Below are 19,063 nucleotides of genomic sequence, written 5' to 3'. Positions count from 1 at the left end.
GATGACAATGGACACAACGAGCGACGCGCAGGCGGAAATCCTAGCGCGACTGGACAGGCTTGAGTCGCGCGACGAGATCCGTCAGCTGATCTCCAAATATTCGCTGGCGCTCGACATGCGCGACATGAGTGCAATGGCCTCGCTGTTTGTGCCCGATGTCAAGGTCGGCGGTGGCAAGTCGGGCAGGGCAGCCCTTCGCGACTGGCTCGACGAGACGATGCGCAAGCAGTTCGACGGCACCTCGCACCATGTCGGCTCGACGATCATCGAGTTCATCGACGCCGACAATGCGGTTGGCGTCGTCTATTCCAAGAACGAGCACGAATGCGGCGCCGAATGGGTCATCATGCAGATGATGTATTACGACCGCTACGAGCGGATCGACGGGCGCTGGTGCTTCCGCCGCCGCCAGCCGCTCTACTGGTACGCCACCGACCTCAACAAGCCGCCGGTCGGCTCGCGCAAGATGCGCTGGCCCGGTCGCGAACCCTATGAGGGTTCGTTCCACGACCTGTTCCCGTCCTGGAAGGAATTCTGGGCGCGTTCTGGTCCCGAAGACGCGCTGCCCGAGCCGGCACCACTTGAAGCATTCATTGAAACCATGCGGAAAGGCAACGAAGTCCGTGGAAACCGCGTACGCTGACAACATGATCGCCGACAAGCTGTTCCGGCCGATCAAGGTCGGTCAGTTGGAGTTGGCCAACCGCATCGCCATGGCGCCGATGTCGCGCTACTTCTGCGCTGATGGCACCCCACACGAAAAGGTGGCGAGCTATTATGCACGCAGGGCGCTCAATCAGGTCGGCCTGATCATCACCGAAGCCACCTACATTGGCCACCCCACGGCCCCGAGCTATGAGGGCGTGCCTCATTTCGCCGGCGAGGCGGCTCTTGCCGGCTGGGCCAAGGTACTGGCGGCGGTGCATGCCGCAGGTGGCAAGATCATGCCGCAACTCTGGCATACCGGCAGCTTCCGCAACTCGGAAATGGCACCACAACCGGGTGTTCCGGGTGTGGGGCCGTCCGAAAACCTCAACGCTTTCACCGGCCACCCTGAAACGACCAAGGCGATGACCGAAAAGGAAATCATCGAGGTCGTCGAGGCGTACGCCGATGCGGCGGAAGCGGCGCAGCGTCTGGGGTTCGACGGCGTCGAGATCCATGGCGCGCATGGCTATCTGATCGACGAGTTCTTCTGGGCGACGACCAACAGGCGGGCCGATCGTTATGGCGGCGACCGTCGCGAGCGTACGCGCTTTGCGGTCGAAGTGATCGAGGCCATGCGCGCGCGCGTCGGCCCCGATTTTCCGATCTCGTTTCGCTATTCGCAGTGGAAGCAGCAGGACTACAAGGCCGTGCTTGGTGAAACGCCAGCGGAGCTGGCTGACGTTTTGGAACCGCTTGTCGATGCCGGTGTCAGCATACTGCATTGTTCGACCCGCCGCGTCTGGGAACCTGGTTTTGCTGCCGAGGGTGACCTGACGCTTGCGGGCTGGACGAAGAAACTGACAGGCCTGCCGGTGATCGCGGTGGGTGGTGTCGGCCTCGACCGCCCGGGCCTGAATGCGGCGGAGCCTGCGTCGTTGGACGTGCTCGAAAAGCCCCTGGCGCGCGATGAGTTCGATATTCTCGCCGTCGGCCGTGCGTTGCTTGCCGATCCGGGCTGGGCGCTCAAGGTCAAGCAGGGCCGCGCCCATGAAGGCATTGGCTATTCCAAGGAGCAGCTCAAGACGCTGTTCTGAGCTGCCTGACAACAGAACATAAAAAGAGCGCCGGGGACATTGTCCGCCGGCGCTTTTTGTTGGGTCGTCTATCGTATTCCAAAGAGCAGTCCGCTTACGCCGCCTGGCGCGGACCTTGACCGAGAATGACAGCACTGTTCAGCACCAGGCGGACCAGTTCGGTCTGGCGCGTGATGCCGCTTTTCGAAAAGATGGAGCGCAGATGCGCGCGCGCCGTGTTGCGGCTGATGTCGAGCGAGGTTGCGGCATCTTCGAGCGACAGACCAGCTGTCAGGCGGCGGGCGACCGCTGCCTCGGCAGGCGTGAGATCGAAGAGCTGGCGCACGAGTTCGCCTTCGACCTCGGGATTGGTCTCGGGGTCGCGGATATAGACGGCGACCGCGGAATTCGCGGCGGCCGCGTTTCCATTGCTGATGCGGATCGGGCGCACGATCACGCCGAGATTGCGCGAGCCGGACTGCTTGGTCAGCGACAGGCCGCGCGAAACAGTCGCTTCGCCACCGGCCGCGCCCTGCGTCGCCGCCTTGATGGCGTTCTGGAAATCGCGGTCTTCCTTGGCCGATGTCGCACGCAAGCGGTTGCCTTGGATCTGCAAGCCGTCGCGCGTTTCGAGGAAGCGATTGGCAGCATCGGAGGCGCGGATGATCTTGCCGGAATGGTCCAGGATGACGACGCCGACATAGAGCTTGTCCATGACGTCGGAGTAGAGCGTGCGCTCGACCTCGGTCGCGCCCATGCGCCACGACATTTCGATGCCGCGGGATAGCTGGGACACCAGGATTTCGCAGACAGAGGCCGCATCATCGTCGAATTTGGGTCCGGCGCGGTCGCGGAAGAGCCACAAGGTGTAGCGGGCGGACTCGTCGGACGTGAGCAGCGTCGCCGACATCGGCTGGCAGCGCTCGGTGAGGTAGGCCAACTGAGCAGGCCGGCCGAGAGGGGTGCCGGCGGCGTCGGTCATGTTTTCGTCGATCTCGGTGAAGACATAGTAGGTTTCGCCGGTGCGTGCCCGGTCCTCGATGACGACAACGGCCGCATAGGCGTCGAACTGTTCGCGGATCAGCTCCAGCGAACTCCTGAGCGGCGCTCCGTTGAAGACGCTGTCGGAGACGCGGTTCAGGAACAGTCCGAATTCGACGATCGATCTGGAATGAAAGGTCATTGGAACTCTCCGGTATTCTATCGCACGGGCATGTGCGGTGCCGATCCCGAACGGCGATGGCGCCACCCAGGTCGTCAAAGACAGCAGAATTTTCGGCTTGCAAACTCGCGATGATCGCGGGCGTCGACGTATCAGGACGGCGGGAGGAAACCTCGTCGGGCGCGGTGCCGGACGAATGACGATGCAGCCGTGAGAGACATTGTGCTCGAACTGGTCATCGCGCTCCTCCCGAATGCGAATGATTGGTATCGACACATTGTCATTAAATCGACACAGCGTCAAATCCGAAATGGGTAACGTAGAATTTTTGACACCATGTCAGCAGTGGATAAACGCTGTCGCCTCGACCCGCGCAAACGAAACGGGCCGGATCTTGCGACCCGGCCCGCCAATCTCTAAATTTCCGGCCAGAAATCTGGCAGGTCTATGCGCCGCAATCGGCGCGCTCGACGAGACCGTCCTCACGCAACTTGTAGGCGTTCTTGACGACCTTGATCGCCTCGGGCGCCGGCAGGAAGTGGCTTGTCTTGCTCGCCTGGATCGGCCCAATCAGCAGCTCGACCTTGGACGCGTTCTCCTGCAGCCAGGCTGCGATCGACGGACCGTCGGTCTTGCCCGAGCCATTGATCGCCGCCGCAAGCACGATGGGCTGGAGGTAGTAGGGCGTTAGCGCTGGGGCGCCGCCCATGCGGTCGAGTTCGGGAACCGTATCCTTGGCGCGCTTGACGAACTTCGCAAAGGGCGACTCGCCGACGGGATCGCTCGGGCAATAGGTCATGCCGACGAACTGCGTGCTGTAGACATTCGCGAAGGCTTCCTCGCCGATCACCTCGACATTGCCGACGGCATAGTTGGTCATTGTCTGGTTGGCCAGCACCGGAACGTCCCAGCCGATGTCGGCGCGGTTTTCCAGCAACTTGCGCGAGTCGTCGCCGATCGAGTTGATGAGCAGGATCGCCTCGGCACCGGAACTGCGCATCTGAAACAGCTGCGGGGTCATGTCTTCGGTGCGGAAGGCGAATTCCTGTACCGCCGTCGGCTCGATGCCGCGCGACTTGAGGTAGTCGACGATCTCGGTGACAGCTGCCTTCGACATGCCGCCATTGTCCGAGATCAGCGCGAGCTTGGTCAGCTTCAGCTTGTCGAGCGCGTAGTCGATGTTCGGCTTCATCTGGTTGAGGCCGGTGACCGAGCCGGAGAAATGGAACGGACCAGCTTCGGGCGTCAGCTGGGTCGAAGCTGCAGATGAGACCTGGGCAATGCTCTTTTCGGTCGCGACAGGGACCACCGGGATGGTTTCCTGGGATGTCGCCGGGCCGACAAGAACCTGGACCTTCTCGTTTTCGATCAGGCGACGGACTTCGCTGACCGCATGGGTCGGATCAGTCATTGTGTCGCCGAGGACCAGTTCAGCCTTCTTGCCGAGGATGCCGCCGGCAGCATTGATGTCTTCGATGGCGAGTTTCCAGCCGATTTCGGCGGTCTTGCCGATGGAGGCGCCGCCACCGGTAAGCGACATGATGCCGCCGACCTTGACGGTCTCTTGGGCGTGCGAAATGCCGGCCGAAAGCGCCAGTGCAGCCACCGAAACCATTCCGATGGCGGTACGTCGCGTGATGGATTTGTTCCATTGGAAGTTCATGCGTATCTCCTCCGCTTACTTCAATCGCCAGCCAGTCACGTCCAACAGTCGGCGGCATCGTCTGGTCGGACGATGGACGGTCGCAGAAATGCGAAATTTGGCCGAATGAAGAAGGACAGCCGGTCTTCAGCGTTTGCTGGCGATCAAGCGCTGTAGCTTGCTCGTGAACGCTTCCCTACAAGGATGCGATTTTGGGGGCGGGTGGGCGAGGGAGGATGATCTCTCTGTCGCTTCTTCCCCCTGCCACTTCACCTCGCCATAGACCGAATATTTGCCGTCGTTCCAGCTGTCGGAACCGCTAAAACGAGTTGTCTCGTTCCAAGCGGCCGGAGTTCGCCGGCGCGTGGATGGTGGTGTCGGGCGGACAGCCGCGGGCTTCGGCCGCGAATTTCCAGACCGTGCCGGCGCCGCTGGCGGATATTTTGCGCGCCGCGGTCGGGGCGAGCCGTGCGGCGTTCGACGCCGGCTATGTCTCGAAACGGGCGAGGGAGGCGGTCGCCACAGCATGGTTCCGATGGCCCGCCTGGCCGGAACGAGGCTGCTTGAGGTGATGCCTGGAAAGACGATTGTCCACCACAACGGGCAGAAGCGGCCTGACCGAGGCCTGGCAAGGCCGGTACATTTTATAGCAATTCGAGAGAGACGGAATGCTTGAGAAAAACGACAACCACTGGCGCCCGCCGTTGCGTATGCTCGGACTGTTCATCGACGGACGATTTGTCGACGACGGCAATGCCACGACCTTTTCGGTCGAGGAGCCGGCGACGGGTGCGACCATCGCGCATGTCACCAATGCGAGGAGGTCGACCAGGCTGTGCGGAGCGCGCGGCGAGCCCGACGCCAGGTTCGTCATCAACGGTAGGATTGCGTCCACGATCGCCTCGCCAGAATAACTGCCGTGAGAAATGAAATGATCATCGAGAATACCGGGTTGTCCAACTGGATCGAAGAGATCCGTGCTCTTTGCACGCCCGATGCGCTGCATATCTGTGACGGGAGCACCGAAGAATATGACCGCATCTGCGCGGAGATGGTGGCCAACGGATCGCTGATCCGGCTCGACCCGCAAAAGCGTCCCAACTCCTATCTTTGCCGCTCCGATCCAGGTGATGTCGCCCGGCTCGAACACCGGACCTTTGTCTGCTGCGCCGAAAAAGAAGATGCCGGGCCGACCAACAACTGGGCGGACCCGGCGACAATGCGCGCGGAACTCAAGGCACTGTTCGACGGCTGCATGCTGGGACGGACGATGTATGTCATCCCGTTTTCGATGGGGCAGGTCGGGACCGAGCACGCGCAGATCGGCGTCCAGATCACCGACTCTCCTTACGTCGTGATCAGCATGAAATTGATGGCCTATGTCGGCGCTGCCGTGCTTCGGCAACTGGGCGACAGCGATTTCGTGCACTGCCTGCATTCGGTCGGCGCGCCGCTTCGGGCCGGCCAACAGGATGCGCCGTGGCCCTGCAACCCCGACAAGAAATACATCGTCAGCTTCCAGGACGATGGCTCGATCGTCTCGTTTGGCTCCGGTTATGGTGGCAACGCTCTTCTCGGCAAGAAATGCCTGGCGCTGCGGAGCGCATCTCACCAGGCTTTCCGCGAAGGCTGGCTGGCCGAGCACATGCTGATCCTGGGCGTCGAAAGCCCGGATGGCGCCACGACCTATGTCGCGGGAGCTTTCCCATCGGCCTGCGGCAAGACCAATTTCGCCATGCTGGTACCCCCCGCCGGTTTCGATGGCTGGAAGGTCAAGACAATCGGCGACGACATTGCCTGGATCAGGCCCGGCGCTGACGGAAAGCTATGGGCGGTGAACCCGGAAGCCGGCTTTTTCGGGGTGGCGCCCGGCACCAATGCCAAGACCAATCCCAACATGATGGCGGCGCTGCAACGCGACGTCATCTACACTAACTGCGCCCTGACGCCGGATGGCGACGTCTGGTGGGAGGGCCTGACGGAAGAGCAGCCTGCGCGCCTCGTGGACTGGCAGGGCCGCGACTGGACCCCGGGTTGCGGGCGCCCGGCAGCGCATCCGAACGCACGTTTCACCGTGTCGCAAAGCCGCTGCCCCAGCATGGATCCTGCGCGTGCCGACCCGCGCGGTGTGCCGATTTCCGCCTTCATCTTCGGTGGCCGGCTGTCGCATACATTTCCGCTGGTGTTTGAGGCAAGCGACTGGCGCAACGGCGTCTATTGGGCGGCCACACTTGGCTCGGAGGCAACGGCGGCAGCGGCCGACCAGCCGGCAACCCGCCGCGATCCTTTCGCGATGCTGCCGTTCTGCGGCTACAACATGGCCGACTATTGGGGCCACTGGCTGAAGCTCGGCGGCAAGCTTGAGACGCCGCCGGCGATCTTCCGCGTCAACTGGTTCCGCCGCGATCAAGACGGCGCCTTCATGTGGCCGGGCTTCGGCCAGAACATGCGTGTCTTGAAGTGGATCGTCGAACGGGTTCGCGGCACGGCCGGCGCTGACGGTTCGCCGGCCATCGGGTTTATCCCTCGCCACGACGATATCGAGTGGAGAGGGCTCGATTTCGGCCGGGAGCGTTTTGAGGCGCTGATGGCGACCGACATCGATCAGCTCGATGTCGAACTGCGGGACCACCGCACCCTGTTTGAGGTTTTTGGCGACCGGCTGCCGCAAGACATCGAGGCCGTTCACGCTGAAATTTTCGGGACGTTGATCGCGAGCCGGTTGGAGGGGGGCCGGTGCGCTGCGTCCTGAGCAAGGGCGGATAATCCAGACAAGAAAAGAAAATAGGAGAAAATGCCATGAGACGGCTGCTGCGGAATGCTTTTCTGACAGTTCTACCCCTGATATGTGCGTCGCTTCCCCTCAGCGCCGCGCAGGCCGAGGGCCTCGACCTGATCCTTCGCAATGGCGACGTGGTCACGATGGACCCGGGCAATCCGAGCGCCCAGGCCCTGGCCATTTCAGGCGAACGGATCGTCGCTGTCGGTTCGAACCAGGAGATCGACGCGCTGGCCACCAAGGACACTTCGGTCATCGATCTCGCCGGCAAGACGGTCGTGCCGGGATTGATCGACACCCATATCCACGCGATCCGTGGCGGCCAGACCTTCCGCTTCGAGACCTATTGGTATGATGTGGGCACGCTGGAGCAGGCTCTCGAAAGGCTGCGGGCGGCGGCGGAGAAACGCAACCCCGACCAATGGGTGGCGGTCGTCGGTTCCTGGCATCCCGACCAGTTCAGCGAAAAGCGGGCGCCGACGGTTGCCGAGCTGACCCAGGCCGTGCCGGACCACCCGGCCTATGTCCAATATCTCTATGACTATGCCCTGGTGAATGCCAAGGGCATCGCCGCCCTGCGGCTCGACGAGCCGGGTGTCGAACTCGTGCCCGGTATCGTGGTCGAGCGGGACGCACAAGGCCGCGCCACCGGCAAGCTGCTTGGTGGTATCGGCCCCTTCAACGTCTTGTTCGCGCATATCAGCGCAAGCGCGGATGAGCAGAAAAAGGCCAGTCTCGAGGCATTTTTCTCCGAGTTGAACGCGGTTGGCGTGACCGGTTTCATCGACCCTTCGGCTGGTCCAGCGGCAAGCTACGATCCGCTTTTTGCCCTGCGGGACGCGGGTAAGCTGACGGTCCGGGCCGGTTACCGCATCCCAGCACAGCGGCCCGGCAACGAGGCTGAATGGTTCAGCGGGACGATGGCCTTCCGCCAGCCTCATTACAATGACGGCATGGTGAGCTTCCTTGGTCTCGGTGAAGCCCTGGTGTTTGCCATGAACGATGGCGTGACGATGGGACCGGGTTTCAACCCGCCGCAAGCGGCACGCGACGAACTCGTCAAGGTGGCGACGTTCGCGGCGCAAAAGCGCATACCGGTCGAAATCCACGCCTATACCGACGATGCCGCCAAGGCCATTCTCGATGCCTTCGAGACCGTGGCCAAAACCTACCCGCTGAACGATCTGCGCTGGTCCATCGCCCATCTCAACACCGGCTCGGCCGAAACGCTGGAGCGGATGAAAAAGCTGGGTCTGGCCTACACCGTGCAGATGGGCCCCTTCTTTGAAGCACCCGCGATCAAGCAAGCCAACGGCGCGGAGGTTGCCGAGGCGTCGCCACGCACCCGGCTTGCGCTGGACAAGGGGCTGATGGTCGCCGGCGGAACCGACTCGACAAGAATTGGCGTGTTCGGCGTCTGGCGGGCGATCGAATATCAGCTGACCGGCACGTCGCTGGGCGGCACGGTGCAAAGGCGGGCCGACCTGATGCTGACGCGGGCGGAAGCGCTCAAGCTTTACACCGCAAACGCTGCCTGGATCGCTTTCGACGAAAATCAGCGCGGCACGCTTGCGGCTGGCAAGCTTGCCGACCTTGCGGTGCTCGACAAGCCATACATGACGATGCCGGCCACCGAGATACACACAATCCGCTCGGTGCTGACGATGCTCGGCGGCAAGATCGTTCACGATGCCAATGGGAAGGCACCTCAGTAACCTTCAAACCGGTCATGGGGCGCCTCAGTCGGGGTGGCGTCCCATGACGTCCGTTGGCGCGGTTCTCGCGGCCATGAGGTGACATTCGCATGCACGCGCCGAAACAACCTGCCCAAGCCGGGCCAGAAGGGTCGTCATGGGCGCCCTTCCGGCACGGCCCCTTCGCGACGTTGTGGGTCGCCACCACAGTTTCCAACATGGGAATGTGGATGAACGACATCGGCGCGGGCTGGCTGATGATCGGCCTCGATCCGTCACCGGCGATGGTCGCTCTTGTCCAGGCCGCAACGACGCTCCCGGTGTTCTTGTTTGCGCTGCTGGCGGGCGCGATCGCGGATCTGGTGGATCGCCGGCGCATGCTGCTGGTGATCAATGCGCTGACATTGCTTTGCGCGGCGGCTTTCGCCGCGTTGGTGATGGCCGACAAGGTGACCATCGAGATATTGCTGGTCTTCACGTTCCTGCTCGGCACAGGTGCTGCGTTCATGGCGCCTGCCTGGCAGGCGATCGTGCCGCGGCTGGTGCCGCGGGCGGAGTTGCCGGCCGCGGTCGCGCTGAATTCGATGGGCATCAATGTCGCGCGCGCGATCGGCCCCGCGCTTGCCGGCATCATCATCGTTCCGTTGGGCATCGCCGCGCTGTTTGTGTTGAACGCTGTCAGTCGTGTCGGAATCCTGGTCGCGCTGTGCTGGTGGTCGCCAGCCAAGGGGGCGGCGAGCACATTGCCGCCGGAGCCGATCGGCCAGGCTGTTTTCACCGGCTTGCGTTACGCCGCCCGCAGCGCGCCGCTCAAGGCCACGTTTGCGCGCGCTGTCTGCTTTTTCATGTTCGCCAGCCTGTACTGGGCGATGTTGCCGTTGATCGCCCGCGATCAACTGCAAGGCGGGCCGTCGATGTATGGCTTGCTGATGGCGATGATCGGCCTTGGCGCTGTCATCGGCGCAATCGCGCTGCCTGCACTGCGACGAAAGCTGAAGCCCAGCCGCCTCGTTGTTGCGGGTTCTGTCGGCACCGCTGTTGCCATGACCCTGTTTGCGATCGGCCAGCATGCGATCCTGGGCGTTGCGGGCGCGCTGATCGCCGGCGCGTCATGGATCGCCGTGCTTTCGACGCTGAATGTTTCGGTCCAGTCGTCGCTGCCGGATTGGGTTCGCGCGCGCGGGCTTGCGGTTTTCATCACCGTCTATTTCGGGTCGATGGCGGCCGGATCATTGGTCTGGGGGCAGGTCGCCGGCCAGATCGGGGTTGGCAATGCCTTGCTGGTATCTGCGGCAGCGCTCGCTCTCGTTGCGCTGTGGGCAACGCGTTTCGCACTTCCCGACGACAGGGCTATCGACCTGGCAGCATCCGCCCACTGGCCGCAGATCTTGCCACAGCTCGAATTCGATCAAGATCGCGGACCGGTGATGGTCGAGATCACCTACCAGATAGAGCAGGCAGATCGGGCCGGTTTCCTCAGGGCTCTCTATGCCTTTCGCGGGGAGCGCTACAGGGATGGCGCCTATGACTGGTATGTCTTCGAAGACGTCGAAGCGCCCGGCTGTTTTACCGAGTATTTCCTTGTCGGCAGCTGGCTCGATCATCTTCGCCAGCACGACCGGGTGACGGTCGCCGACAAGGACCTGCAGTCTGCCGTTGTCAGCTTCCATTGCGGCGATGCGCCACCAAAGGTCCGCCATTTGCTGGCCCCGGATGTCAAAGGCCACAAGCCAGCCTGATCGCCGGTGCTGGAGTGGGGCGCCTTCCCAGCGTGCGCTGAACGGCTTCCTGCCCTAGCGGAAATATCAGGTTGCATAGGTGATGCATCAGTTGTACGTAGTCATTTCCGATGAGACTATCGGCTCGCCCGCGGCACGTTGTTCGTCGCTTCAGGGGAGTAACAGGATTGTCAGGTGCCGGCCCGGGAAAGCCGCACTGGCGCATGGGGAGTGGCATGTCTTCAATCAGTCGTCGTGATCTCATGGCAGCCGCCGCTGCCACAGCCCTGGCTTCCTCATTCGCCCTGCCCACGTGGGCACAAAAACAGCCGAAGCTCGAATTTCTCTATTCGCCCTACGCCGACTACGCGCCGTTCTTCGTGGCCAAGGAGTTCGGCTTTTTCGAAGAGTTCGGCACCGAGGTGACGCTCTCGCCGAAGGGCGACACGGCCGAGACCATCCAAATGCTCGCCTCAGGCAACATCGAGGCCGGCGGTGCGACCTGGGGCGCCAGCCTCTTCAACGCGCTCGACCGCGGCGCGACGGTTGCGATCATCGCGACCTTGGCCCGGATGCCATCGACGGTTCCATCGCCTTCGCCTTTCATGGTCTCGCAAAAGGCCTGGGATGAAGGCATCCGCACCGTTGCCGACCTCAAGGGCAAGCGGGTCGGCATCCCCGGTCCAGGCGGCTTCGGCATGTACTCCGTCGCAAAGGCGCTGGAGAAGGGCGGGCTGACGCTCGATGACGTCGAGGCGATCTTCCTGCCGCCGCCCGCGACCGCTGCCGCCTTCGCCAATGGCGCACTCGAGGCAGGCTGGAGCATCGAGCCCTTCGCCCATCAGCTTGAGAAGCAGGGGCTTGGCCGTCGGCTGGTCGAGGATCACACCTTCGGCACCGAGCTTGGCCTGATCGCCTTCAACCAGGATTTTGTCGCTGCCAATGAAGACCTGGTGGTGCGCTTCATGGCGGGCTATCTCAAGGCTGCACGCCTGCTCGACAATGGTGGCTGGAAGGACGACAAGGTCGTTACGATTGTGTCGAAATACACTGGGACCGAGCCCGATACGCTGCGCGGTATCCCCTACACCGTTCGTTCCGAGGACGGCGCCATCGACATGGCTTCGGTGCGCGAGCAGGAGGAGTTCTTCCGCAAGCGCGGCACGCTCGAATATGAGGGCCCTGCCGACATTGACGGGGTCTATCGTCTCGATCTGTTGAAGCGCGCCAACGACCTCCTCGCAAGCAAGAAGTGATGACGGCTGTGCGTGAGACAGTGCATCCGTCCGAAGCGGAAGCGGCTCCGCTGGCGGTCGAGGTCAGTCATCTGACCAAGGCCTTCTACGACAGCGAAAGCGACCGCGCGACCGTGGCCGTTTCCGATGTCAGCTTCTCCGTGACGCGCGGCGAGTTCGTCTGCATCGTCGGGCCGAGCGGCTGCGGCAAGACCACAGTCCTGCGCATCCTCGCTGATCTTGAAGAACAGCTCGGCGGCACGGTGACGTTGCACAGCACGACCCCGCCGGCCATGGTTTTCCAGGAGGCGTCCGTTCTGCCCTGGTTGACGGTATCGGAGAACATTGCCTTTCCGCTGAGCCTCAAGGGTGTCTCTCGTCCAAAGCAGCAAGCGCGCGTGCGCGACCTGTTGGCACTGACGGGCCTCACCGATTTTGCCGACGCACGCCCCCATCAGCTTTCCGGCGGCATGAAGCAGCGCGTCTCGGTGGCGCGCGCCCTGGTCGACGACCGCGACATCCTGCTGATGGACGAGCCCTTCGGCGCACTCGATGAGCAGACCCGCCTCGTTTTGCAACAGGAGCTGCTGCGGATTTGGGAGACGACCGGCAAGACCGTGGTCTTCATCACCCACAGTGTCGACGAAGCGCTGACGCTTGCCGACCGCGTGATCGTGATGTCCCCGCGTCCCGGCACATTGGTCGCCAATCTGACGGTTCCCTTCGAGCGGCCACGCGACGTTGTCGAGATGCGACGTGACAAGCGGTTCTGGGATTTGACTTATGAGGTCTGGCGTCTGCTGGCCTCTCCTGCGAGGGACTGAGATGAGCGCCACTCCCGTAACACTGACGGAAGAACAATGGCGTCGGCTCAGGGCGCCGGCGCGCCGCGAACGGATATTCCGCCTTGCTTCCTATTTCAGCCCTCTGCTGCTGCTGTTGCTGTGGGAGCTGTCGAGCCAGTTCAATCTGATTGACCGGCGCTTTTTCCCGCCTCCGAGCGCGATTGCCGGCACCGCATGGCGCATGACCGTGAGCTTCGAACTGTTCGAGCATATCGGGGCTACGCTGCGTCGCGTCGGCATTGGCTATGTCATGGGTGCCGTGCCAGGTATCGCCATGGGGCTTATCCTGGGCCTGTCGCGACCGGTCCGCCGGCTGCTCGGGCCGATTTTTGCAGCGCTCTACCCTGTGCCGAAGATCGCCATCCTGCCGCTGATCCTGCTGATCTTCGGTGTTGGCGATGCATCGAAGTTCGTCGTGATCGCCATCGGCGTGTTCTTCCTCATGCTCTACAACACCATGGGCGGGGTGATGCAGATGCCGCAAATCTACATGGACGTGGCCAAGAATGCTGGCGCGACCAGCCTGCAGACCTTCAGGCGCGTCGCCTTCCCGGCTGCGTTGCCGAGCATCTTCACCGGACTGAAGCTCGCCGCTGGTTCGTCCTATATCATCATTGCAGCCGCCGAGTTCCTTGGCGCGCGCAGCGGCGTCGGCTTCTTCATCTGGGCATCGTGGCAGACCTTCGCGGTATCGCGAATGTTCGTCGGCATCGTAGCGATCTCCGCTATGGGCTATCTCACCATCCTCGCGCTCGAGGCGCTGGAGCGGCGTCTAGTGCCCTGGGCGAAACATTGAGGGGCTGAGGACCAGAGGCTCATGACCGTCGATGCCGACCCGGCCAATACCACCCACGCACCTGTTTCGGAGCGCATCTACCTGGCGCTTCGCCAGAAGATCATGCGCTGCGAGATCGTGCCGGGGACGACACTCGACGCAGCCTCCATTGCCAGCCAATACGAGGTCTCGAAGACGCCGGTGCGCGATGCCATGCAAAAACTCGCCGCCGACGGGTTGGTCACCATTCTGCCCCGCAGCGGCTATCGCGTCGCCCCCATCACGTTCCAGGCGGTGCACGATATCCTCGACATGCGCGCGGCGATCGGACCGCATGCTGCCCGGCAGGCGGCTCGCTACGCCACGGCGGCCGAAATAGCCCTGCTGCGCCAGATCGTCAGGGAATACGCCGCGCCGATGGACATCGGCACCATGCAACAGGTTGCACGGCGCTTTCACATCGCCATTGCCCGCTGCAGCCGCAACAAGCGCGTCGTCGCTCTCTCGGAGAGCCTGTTCGACGAGCTCGAACGCCTCCTGCGCTTCGCCATCGATTTCACGGTCAAGACAGGCGAGCATTCTGACGAGCACACAGCACTTGTCGATGCAATCGAAGCCGGCGACGGCGAGCGGGCCGCCGCGATCGAGGCCGCCCATATCAAGCACAGCCGGGAATTCCTGATCGAACGCCTGATGACGTTGGGCTACCTGTCGGAAAGCGAAATTCAGCTTGGCGGCACAGCACGGAGCCCAGGCGAATGATCGCGATCCCTGACGCGGCAAGCCGGCTATCGGCGGCCCTGGGCGGCGGCCCGGCGGCGAAGCTCGCGGCTTCGGCTCTGGTCGAGGCCGATGCGCTCGGCATGCCGCGCTTTGGCATCGCCATGCTCGATGAATGGACGGCCGATGCCGTCCCGGTGCCGGCGGGCGAGGGCCCGCAGGCCATTGCCTGGCTCGACTGCTCGTCCTGCTTTGCGCCGCTGGCGGTCGCCAGCGCGACGCTCGACCTGGCCGCGACTGCCCGACAGTTCGGCATCGCCGCCGTCTTCCTGCGCGGCGTCAGGGGCTTTGGCCGGCTCGCTCCCTTCGTCCGCCATCTCGCCGATGCCGGCCTCCTGGGTATCGCCGGCGCCGAAGGCCCGCCTTTCGTCGCGGCGCATGGCGGCAACCGTCCGGTGATCGGCACCAATCCGCTGGCGCTTGCCATGGGGCAGGGCGCCACTCGCGTCGTCATCGACGTCGCCACCAGCACGGCCACCATGGCCGATATTCGCAACGCTCGTGTTTCCGGCGCGCCATTGCCTGAAGGGATCGCCCTGGACGGCGAAGGACGCCCGACCAGGATCGCGGCCGAGGTAGCTGCGTTGCTGCCGCGCGGCGGCCAGATCGGTTCGCTGCTCGGGTTGGTGGTCGAGCTCATGGCCGGCGTCGCCGGCGGCGGCCGGGGAGATCCGAAAGGTCGCGGCGTGTTCATCCTCGCCGTCGATCCAGCCCGGGCCGAAGAAAGCATCGACTGGCAAGCCAGGCTCGCCGGGTTGAAGAGCGACTGGACGGACGGCGGCGGTCACTGGCCGCGCGGAGGCAGCCTGTCGTCCGAAGCCGAACTGGACGCTGATTTCGCACAACGTCTCGATGCTCATCTCGCCCGCATGGCTGGGCGCACAGGCCGATGATGCGGCCGACCCACCTGCAGAGATTGTGACCTAAATGATGACAAAGCCTGTTTCCGCACCTGTCTTTTCAATCGAACCCGTCGACGGCCTGATCGACGAGCCGCGCCGAATTGTCGTCTCTGGCCTCGCTCCTGACGAACTCATCGCGATCTCCGCTCGCACGCAGCGAGGCCGTGGCGTGGTCTGGATGAGCCAGGCGACCTTCATGGCCGACGCGCAAGGCGTGGTTGATCTGACCCGTGACGCTCCCGTTGGCGGCGATTATGCGGAAGTGTCGGCAATGGGCCTGATCTGGAGCCAGCAACCGGTCGACAGCGCGAGCGCCGAACTCTTCGCCGACGATGTCATGCAGCCCCTGCAGACGACGCTGACGGCTGAAACTGCCCATGGCACCCAGGCCGAGGTGAGGCTTGACCAGCGCTTCGCAGCACAAGGCGTGGAGCGGCAGGAGATCCGCGAGGACGGGCTGGTCGGCACGCTGTTCACCCCGGCCGGGCCAGGTCCTCATCCGGTCGTGGTGGTGCTCAATGGCTCCGGCGGCGGCATCAACGAACCGCGAGCCGCGCTGCTTGCCTCCCGTGGCTATCAGGCCTTTGCGCTCGGTTATTTCAAGGCGGAGGGCCTGTCGCCCTTCATCACGGAAACGCCGCTTGAGTATCTTGAGACCGGCCTGCGCTGGGCGCGCCGTACTCTCCAGCCCAAGGACGGCTTCGTTGGTGTCAGCGGTCAGTCGCGCGGCGGCGAGCTCGCGCTCTTGCTGGGCGCGACCTTCCCCGATCTGGTCTCGGCCGTGATCGCCTTCGTGCCCGGCGCCATGGTCCATGGCGCCCAGGGCGCCGGCGATCCGGCGCGTGGTGGCTGGCAAGGTACAACCTGGACCAGGGACGGTGTTCCGCTGCCGCACCTGTGGCAAGACAATGCTGCTGTGCATTGGCACCCCTGGGCTGGCGATGCTCCGCCCAACCGGCATCACTCGGTCTTCTTCGAGGGGCTGAAGGATACCGCACTGGCGGCGCGCGCGCGCATTCCGGTCGAAAACATCGCAGGTCCGGTGCTGCTGATCTCGGGTCGCGACGACCGTGCCTGGCCATCCAGCCTCTATTCCCGCATGGTCGCCTCCACCCTGCGCCGGCACGACCATCCTCATCTGGTCCGCCATCTCGACTTCGATGATGCGGGGCATGCCATCAACCTGCCCATCGTGCCGTCGACGCAGCTGAGCCGCCTGCACCCGGTCTCGAAAGTACCCTACACCAACGGCGGGACGCCCTCCGGCAACTCCAGAGCCGACGACGGTTCCTGGCGCGGCATGCTCGCCTTCCTGGGCGAGATTACCGACTCCGCCAGTCAAGGCGCAGCCCACCAGAACCATGCGCAAGCAGACAGCTGAAATCCTTCGAAAGGGAGACGATCATGCCCACAACAGAACATTTGCAAGGCCAGTGGCGTGAATGGCGCTACGCCCATGTCGCCACGATGTTCCGCCCCTACGGCTGGACTTCACTGGTTGCCCAGTACTGGTTGGAAGCAGATGACAAAGACGTCAGTTTCGATCTGCTTCCCGGCACCTGGTCGGTTGAAGATGGCCGGGTCATGTTCACGCCGCCTGCCTCGGGACCGACCCTTTCGGTGAATGGCAAGTATCCCAGGGGCCCCGTCGAAATCGTCCCGGGCCGTAACCAGACCTATGGCCATGGCAAGAGCGAGCCGGTCTATTTCGGCGTGAACGAGGTCGAGACGATCCTGCGCACCAAGCATGACGGCCAGTCGCTGTATGGTGTGCGCGTGCGCGATCCGCGCGAGGCGACTCGTCTAGAGGATGCCGGCGTCACCGATTTCGACTATGACCCGGCATGGCGCATCCCCGGCGTCTATACGCCAACTGCGCTCACCGAATACGAGGCCGAAACAGTGGAAGCCGGCGTGCGTGAATCGACGCCGCGCATCGGCACTTTCACTTTCGAACACAAGGGCAAGAGCTACAGCCTTTTGCTGATCGGCAAGGATACGGCGAAAGGTGTGCAGCCCGTCGCGCACATTCGCGATCTCACCAGCGGCCCCATCACCTATGGTGCTGGCCGTGTCATCGAGCTGCAGTTCGCCGATGACACCAACACCCGCATCGACTGGATCGACTTCAACTACGCCGTTGCGCTGCCCTGCGCCTTCACCAACTTCGTCACCTGTCCGCTGGTTCCTCGCGAGAACCAGCTCGATTTCGAGGTACTCGCGGGTGAGAAGCGCCCCTCACAGGATGTTGTGCGGGCAATGACCTATCAGCCGTGAACAAACGGCGCTCGCATCACTGCTTGCTCCAGGTGTCCATCAAAACTGATGGACACCTGTCCACACGGTGAATAGGCGGCAGTCGGCAACCGCTTGCCGATGATAGACTCTCTGAACCAGTCGAGTTCGCCTGCATGGCGAAAGACGACACGCCGCTGGTCCCGGCAAGCGGCTCAGCCTCCAACCAAGGCCTGCCACGCTTCGGTAGGTGTACGGTAGTCGATCCCGCGTGCAAGGATATGGCACGCGCTGCCGGGAGCAGGGACCGCCCGCCTCGTCAAAGCCGATGCTCAATCCGTCCCCATCAATTTCGGCGTATACGAATTGCCGGCTCTATTTTTTCGGCAAGAGGCGAAACAATGCGCGGATGTGTCAGGTGTTTGCCAGCAAATCATTGACGCGAAGCTGGATTGGGAGCCGGTCATGACGGTCACTCGTTCTACTCCAGATAACACGTCCATCTCGAATGCCATCCAGAGCGGCGGTTCCAGCGTTGGGGAAGGGCATCTTGCCTTGGTGCCGACATGGCTTCCCTTCGGCCTTGCGGCGGACCCGACGGGTTCGCTGTTGTTTGGCGCGGGACAGAACTCGGCTGGCAGCGGTGGCGATGGCGTCAGTATCGGGACCATCAGCAGCACGCCCATAGCGATCTTTTCACCTTCAAACGCGGCGCTCGCTCTCAACGGCTCCTCGGCCGAAGCGCAGCAGGGCAATGAAGCACTGATCAACCAGCACTCCGCCGAAATGGCTGGAATGGGCGGCAGTGGCGGTAGCGGAAATGCCGTGATCGGTGGGGATATCGGACATGCCGGGAGCGGCGGCAACGGCATATTTTACGGAGCGCTCGTCAGTTCCGATGTTGCGGTTTTCGACCCGGTGAACACCGCGGTGGCCGCAGGACACGGCTCGACAGCAACAGCAAGCCAGACGAACAATGCCGCTCTGCTGCAAGGCGGCACCCAGATTGCAGGCGTTGGTGGATCCGGCGGAGACCACAACCTTGCTAGCGGCTACGGGCCGGGAGGCGGTGCAGCCTCGCTGGTCTTTACCGGCGACAATCACGCCGGCAGCGGTGGCAACGGCACGTTTTTCGGTTCGCTTGTCGATGTGAACGTAGCGATCTACTCACCCATCAATATTGCTATTGCCGGGGCCGGCGGCACCGCCCATGCCGATCAGACAAACAACGTCCTCTTCAGCCAGGGCGCCACCCAGATCGCTGGCGTCGGTGGCGCTGGCGGAAGCTTCAACATGGCGTCGGACACGATCTTCACAGGGGGCAGCACGACCGGGACGGGCGGTGACGGCCATTCCGTTGGGAGCATGGTCGGTGTCAATGTGGGATATTTCGAGCCGGTCAATATCGCCGTTCCCGCCGGCGGCACGGCCGAAGCGCAGCAGGTCGACCATGTCTTGTACGACCAGCACAGTCTCCAGATGGCAGGGGTCGGCGGTACCGCCGGTCACTTCAATGTCGTCGACCCCACCCACGCCGATCTCGTCCATGATCTGCTCGTTCATGCCTAGCTGGCA

At 63.2% G+C, this 19,063-nt stretch carries 17 protein-coding genes; 15 read left to right on the top strand and 2 right to left on the bottom strand.

Annotated features, from left to right (window positions below; all coding sequences use genetic code 11):
* The first annotated feature begins 7 nt into the window (after window positions 1-7).
* Window positions 8-643, top strand: a complete 636-nt coding sequence (locus tag AC1RTB_RS01710) for a nuclear transport factor 2 family protein (RefSeq protein WP_492876701.1) — start codon at window positions 8-10, stop codon at window positions 641-643.
* 4 nt (window positions 644-647) lie between these two features.
* Window positions 648-1,742, top strand: coding sequence for an NADH:flavin oxidoreductase (locus AC1RTB_RS01705; RefSeq protein WP_492877301.1), 1,095 nt, complete (start codon window positions 648-650; stop codon window positions 1,740-1,742).
* A gap of 94 nt (window positions 1,743-1,836) precedes the next feature.
* Here the strand turns inward: AC1RTB_RS01705 and AC1RTB_RS01700 are convergent, their stop codons facing one another.
* On the bottom strand, window positions 1,837-2,904 hold the full coding sequence (locus AC1RTB_RS01700) for a helix-turn-helix transcriptional regulator (protein WP_492876703.1): 1,068 nt from the start codon (window positions 2,902-2,904) through the stop codon (window positions 1,837-1,839).
* A 424-nt stretch (window positions 2,905-3,328) separates the two neighbouring features.
* Entirely contained in the window at window positions 3,329-4,546 is a 1,218-nt protein-coding gene (locus tag AC1RTB_RS01695) for an ABC transporter substrate-binding protein (protein WP_492876705.1), read from the bottom strand.
* A 347-nt stretch (window positions 4,547-4,893) separates the two neighbouring features.
* On the opposite strand from AC1RTB_RS01695, the gene AC1RTB_RS01690 reads away from it, so the two are divergent.
* From AC1RTB_RS01690 to AC1RTB_RS01630, 13 genes are all read left to right on the top strand, one after another.
* On the top strand, window positions 4,894-5,097 hold the full coding sequence (locus AC1RTB_RS01690) for an FAD-binding protein (protein ID WP_492877303.1): 204 nt from the start codon (window positions 4,894-4,896) through the stop codon (window positions 5,095-5,097).
* Between the two features lie 96 nt (window positions 5,098-5,193).
* Window positions 5,194-5,439 carry a hypothetical protein gene (locus AC1RTB_RS01685; RefSeq protein ID WP_492876707.1) on the top strand — a complete coding sequence of 82 codons (246 nt, stop codon included), beginning with the start codon at window positions 5,194-5,196 and terminating at the stop codon, window positions 5,437-5,439.
* Window positions 5,440-5,444: 5 nt separating this feature from the next.
* On the top strand, window positions 5,445-7,277 hold the full coding sequence (locus tag AC1RTB_RS01680; RefSeq protein WP_492876708.1) for a phosphoenolpyruvate carboxykinase (GTP): 1,833 nt from the start codon (window positions 5,445-5,447) through the stop codon (window positions 7,275-7,277).
* Between the two features lie 47 nt (window positions 7,278-7,324).
* Entirely contained in the window at window positions 7,325-9,019 is a 1,695-nt protein-coding gene (locus AC1RTB_RS01675; protein WP_492876710.1) for an amidohydrolase, read from the top strand.
* An 89-nt stretch (window positions 9,020-9,108) separates the two neighbouring features.
* The gene (locus AC1RTB_RS01670) at window positions 9,109-10,737 is read left to right on the top strand and encodes an MFS transporter (protein ID WP_492876712.1); all 1,629 of its coding nucleotides are present in this window, start codon (window positions 9,109-9,111) and stop codon (window positions 10,735-10,737) included.
* A gap of 215 nt (window positions 10,738-10,952) precedes the next feature.
* Window positions 10,953-11,972 (top strand): ABC transporter substrate-binding protein, encoded by a 1,020-nt coding sequence (locus AC1RTB_RS01665; RefSeq protein WP_492876714.1) that lies wholly within the window; start codon window positions 10,953-10,955, stop codon window positions 11,970-11,972.
* On the top strand, window positions 11,972-12,775 hold the full coding sequence (locus tag AC1RTB_RS01660) for an ABC transporter ATP-binding protein (RefSeq protein ID WP_492876716.1): 804 nt from the start codon (window positions 11,972-11,974) through the stop codon (window positions 12,773-12,775). The genes AC1RTB_RS01665 and AC1RTB_RS01660 overlap by 1 nt, the downstream gene beginning before the upstream one ends.
* A 1-nt stretch (window position 12,776) precedes the next feature.
* Window positions 12,777-13,592, top strand: coding sequence for an ABC transporter permease (locus AC1RTB_RS01655; protein ID WP_492876718.1), 816 nt, complete (start codon window positions 12,777-12,779; stop codon window positions 13,590-13,592).
* 21 nt (window positions 13,593-13,613) lie between these two features.
* The gene (locus tag AC1RTB_RS01650; protein WP_492876720.1) at window positions 13,614-14,333 is read left to right on the top strand and encodes a GntR family transcriptional regulator; all 720 of its coding nucleotides are present in this window, start codon (window positions 13,614-13,616) and stop codon (window positions 14,331-14,333) included.
* Window positions 14,330-15,244 carry an Ldh family oxidoreductase gene (locus AC1RTB_RS01645; protein ID WP_492876721.1) on the top strand — a complete coding sequence of 305 codons (915 nt, stop codon included), beginning with the start codon at window positions 14,330-14,332 and terminating at the stop codon, window positions 15,242-15,244. Before AC1RTB_RS01650 ends, AC1RTB_RS01645 begins: the two co-directional genes overlap by 4 nt.
* A 34-nt stretch (window positions 15,245-15,278) precedes the next feature.
* Complete coding sequence (locus tag AC1RTB_RS01640) at window positions 15,279-16,634, top strand: acyl-CoA thioesterase/BAAT N-terminal domain-containing protein (RefSeq protein WP_492876722.1); 1,356 nt, start codon at window positions 15,279-15,281, stop codon at window positions 16,632-16,634.
* Between the two features lie 23 nt (window positions 16,635-16,657).
* Window positions 16,658-17,530 carry a DUF1684 domain-containing protein gene (locus AC1RTB_RS01635; RefSeq protein ID WP_492876724.1) on the top strand — a complete coding sequence of 291 codons (873 nt, stop codon included), beginning with the start codon at window positions 16,658-16,660 and terminating at the stop codon, window positions 17,528-17,530.
* A gap of 423 nt (window positions 17,531-17,953) precedes the next feature.
* Entirely contained in the window at window positions 17,954-19,057 is a 1,104-nt protein-coding gene (locus AC1RTB_RS01630; RefSeq protein WP_492876726.1) for a hypothetical protein, read from the top strand.
* Window positions 19,058-19,063 lie beyond the last annotated feature (6 nt).

It is taken from the genome of Aminobacter sp. GW821-FHT11F06 (assembly GCF_058808215.1).
Note: the sequence above shows the minus strand (reverse complement) of the source record. Positions and strands in the feature narration are given on the sequence as shown.

Bases quoted from the DNA above. Each gene is read 5' to 3' on its own strand.
- AC1RTB_RS01710 (WP_492876701.1), top strand. From the start codon at position 8: ATGGACACAACGAGCGACGCGCAGGCGGAAATCCTAGCGCGACTGGAC.
- AC1RTB_RS01705 (WP_492877301.1), top strand. From the start codon at position 648: ATGATCGCCGACAAGCTGTTCCGGCCGATCAAGGTCGGTCAGTTGGAG.
- AC1RTB_RS01700 (WP_492876703.1), bottom strand. From the start codon at position 2,904: ATGACCTTTCATTCCAGATCGATCGTCGAATTCGGACTGTTCCTGAAC.
- AC1RTB_RS01695 (WP_492876705.1), bottom strand. From the start codon at position 4,546: ATGAACTTCCAATGGAACAAATCCATCACGCGACGTACCGCCATCGGA.
- AC1RTB_RS01690 (WP_492877303.1), top strand. From the start codon at position 4,894: ATGGTGGTGTCGGGCGGACAGCCGCGGGCTTCGGCCGCGAATTTCCAG.
- AC1RTB_RS01685 (WP_492876707.1), top strand. From the start codon at position 5,194: ATGCTTGAGAAAAACGACAACCACTGGCGCCCGCCGTTGCGTATGCTC.
- AC1RTB_RS01675 (WP_492876710.1), top strand. From the start codon at position 7,325: ATGAGACGGCTGCTGCGGAATGCTTTTCTGACAGTTCTACCCCTGATA.
- AC1RTB_RS01670 (WP_492876712.1), top strand. From the start codon at position 9,109: ATGCACGCGCCGAAACAACCTGCCCAAGCCGGGCCAGAAGGGTCGTCA.
- AC1RTB_RS01665 (WP_492876714.1), top strand. From the start codon at position 10,953: ATGTCTTCAATCAGTCGTCGTGATCTCATGGCAGCCGCCGCTGCCACA.
- AC1RTB_RS01660 (WP_492876716.1), top strand. From the start codon at position 11,972: ATGACGGCTGTGCGTGAGACAGTGCATCCGTCCGAAGCGGAAGCGGCT.
- AC1RTB_RS01655 (WP_492876718.1), top strand. From the start codon at position 12,777: ATGAGCGCCACTCCCGTAACACTGACGGAAGAACAATGGCGTCGGCTC.
- AC1RTB_RS01650 (WP_492876720.1), top strand. From the start codon at position 13,614: ATGACCGTCGATGCCGACCCGGCCAATACCACCCACGCACCTGTTTCG.
- AC1RTB_RS01645 (WP_492876721.1), top strand. From the start codon at position 14,330: ATGATCGCGATCCCTGACGCGGCAAGCCGGCTATCGGCGGCCCTGGGC.
- AC1RTB_RS01640 (WP_492876722.1), top strand. From the start codon at position 15,279: ATGATGACAAAGCCTGTTTCCGCACCTGTCTTTTCAATCGAACCCGTC.
- AC1RTB_RS01635 (WP_492876724.1), top strand. From the start codon at position 16,658: ATGCCCACAACAGAACATTTGCAAGGCCAGTGGCGTGAATGGCGCTAC.
- AC1RTB_RS01630 (WP_492876726.1), top strand. From the start codon at position 17,954: ATGACGGTCACTCGTTCTACTCCAGATAACACGTCCATCTCGAATGCC.